Source organism: Streptomyces phytophilus (assembly GCF_013870535.1).
GTDB lineage: Bacteria > Actinomycetota > Actinomycetes > Streptomycetales > Streptomycetaceae > Streptomyces > Streptomyces phytophilus.
This window is the reverse complement of the sequence record NZ_JACBXC010001004.1, coordinates 1-2249: the sequence shown is the minus strand read 5'-3', so window position 1 is coordinate 2249 and position 2249 is coordinate 1. Positions and strand designations below refer to the sequence as shown.

The following is a 2249-nucleotide window of genomic DNA, read 5'->3' as shown; positions in this document are numbered from 1 at the left end:
GGCGGGCTGGCGGAGGAAGCGGCGCAGCGGGCGGCGTCGCCGCGCTTCAGGGGGACGTTCCGCGGCGAGAAGGTGCTCATCGTCGACGACGACATCCGCAACGTCTTCGCCCTGACCAGCGTGCTGGAGCAGCACGGGCTCGCGGTGCTGTATGCCGAGAACGGGCGCGAGGGCATCGAGGTGCTGGAGCAGCACGAGGACGTGGCCGTGGTGCTGATGGACATCATGATGCCGGAGATGGACGGCTACGCCACGACGGAGGCGATCCGCAGGATGCCGCAGTTCGCCGGGCTGCCGATCATCGCGCTGACCGCGAAGGCGATGAAGGGCGACAAGGAGAAGAGCATCGAAGCGGGTGCATCGGACTATGTGACCAAACCGGTGGATACCGATAGATTGCTCGCCGTAATGACCGGCTGGATGAGCGGAGAGTAGTCAAATCGCCGTGAATTACTGTTCTTTGATGACTCAGTGTGTCCAAATGCGTGTGAGAACACGGGATTCCGGGAACCAAACTGATCGCAGGCGCGTTGTCGCTGTGTACGCAGTGACAACTCGGTGACAGGGTGTGGCGAGTCTCGGGGTGTGGATACGATGACCGGCACGAGGGCGGGCGGCACGGTGGGCACGTCTTTGGCGACGAGGACCGGCACACCGCCGGGGCGAGGAGGGCAGGCCATGGTGCAGAAGGCCAAGATTCTCCTGGTCGATGACCGGCCGGAGAATCTGCTGGCGCTGGAGGCCATCCTTTCCGCGCTTGATCAGCACCTGGTCCGGGCGTCGTCCGGGGAGGAGGCGCTCAAAGCGCTGCTGACCGAGGACTTCGCGGTGATCCTGCTCGACGTGCAGATGCCGGGCATGGACGGGTTCGAGACCGCGGCGCACATCAAGCGCCGCGAGCGCACCCGCGACATCCCGATCATCTTCCTCACGGCCATCAACCACGGCCCGCACCACACGTTCCGCGGCTACGCCGCCGGAGCCGTCGACTACATCTCCAAGCCCTTCGACCCCTGGGTGCTGCGGGCGAAGGTCTCGGTCTTCGTCGAGCTGTACATGAAGAACCTCCAGCTGCGCGAGCAGGCCGGCCTGCTGCGGCTGCAGCTCGAAGGCGCCCAGAAGGGCAACGGCGACGGGGCCGCGCAGACCGGCCTGCTCGCCGAGCTGTCCGCCCGGCTCGCCGCCGCCGAGGAGCAGGCCGAGGCGCTGTCGAAGCAGCTCAGCGGGGCCAACGCGGAGTCCGCCGTCGTCGCCACCGCGGCGCACCTGGAGCGGAAACTCACCGGGCTGCGCAAGGCGATCGACGCCCTGGAGCCCGGCTCCCGCCCCGACGCGGAGTAGCCGGGCCGGGCCGGCCGGGCCCGGGTGCGCGGCGGCTGCGTACCTGCACGTCCTGCGTGTCCCGCGCCTGCGCTGCCGGTAATCTCGCACGTATGGCCTCACGTACCTCTGGCAGCGGCAACTCCCGGCAGCGGTCCGGAGGTAGCACGGCCAAAAAGCCCGCGGCGAAGAAGGCGCCCGCGAAAAAGGCACCCGCCAGGAAGCCGCCGGCGAAGGGCGCGGCCAAGAAGGCGCCGGCCAAGAAGCCCGCCCCCTCGCCGACCTCCGGTGTGCTGCGCCTGCTGCGCGCGATCTGGCTCGGCCTCGCCCGCACTGTCGGCGCCCTCTTCCGCGGCATAGGGCGCGGAGCCAAGGGACTCGACCCCGCCCACCGCAAGGACGGCCAGGCGCTGCTGCTGCTCGGCATCGCCCTGATCGTCGCGGCCGGCACCTGGTCGAACCTGAAGGGCCCCGTGGGCGAGCTGGTCGAGATCCTGGTCACCGGCGCCTTCGGCCGCCTCGACCTGCTCGTGCCGATACTGCTCGCCACCATCGCCGTACGCCTCATCCGCCACCCGGAGAAGACGGAGGCCAACGGCCGCATCGTCATCGGGCTGTCCGCCCTGGTCATCGGCGTGCTCGGGCTCGTGCACCTGGCCTGCGGCACCCCGGGGCGCGGCGAGGGCACGCAGACCATCAGGGACTCCGGCGGGTTCATCGGCTGGGCCGTCTCGCGGCCGCTGGTCACCACCCTCGGCGACGTGCTCGCGCTGCCGCTGCTGGTGCTGCTGACCATCTTCGGGCTGCTCGTCGTCACCGCCACGCCGGTCGCCGCGATCCCGGACCGGATCCACTCCGCGGGGGTGCGGCTCGGCCTCGTCCAGCCGCGGCCGGACCCGGCGGCGGTGGCCAAGGCGGAGGACTTCGAC

Annotated in this window: 3 protein-coding genes; all 3 read left to right on the top strand. The window is 69.9% G+C overall.

The genetic code is table 11. The features are described 5' to 3' along the window. Positions 1–435 (top strand): response regulator (locus tag H5J30_RS28305; RefSeq protein ID WP_258563578.1); only part of this gene is annotated, 435 nt, incomplete at its 5' end. A 243-nt stretch (positions 436–678) separates the two neighbouring features. Continuing rightward, positions 679–1341 (top strand): response regulator, encoded by a 663-nt coding sequence (locus H5J30_RS28300; protein WP_018838062.1) that lies wholly within the window; start codon positions 679–681, stop codon positions 1339–1341. 92 nt (positions 1342–1433) lie between these two features. Next, on the top strand, positions 1434–2249 hold an 816-nt coding region (locus H5J30_RS28295), incomplete at its 3' end, for a DNA translocase FtsK 4TM domain-containing protein (RefSeq protein ID WP_181790129.1).

Bases quoted from the DNA above. Each gene is read 5' to 3' on its own strand.
- H5J30_RS28300 (WP_018838062.1), top strand. From the start codon at position 679: ATGGTGCAGAAGGCCAAGATTCTCCTGGTCGATGACCGGCCGGAGAAT.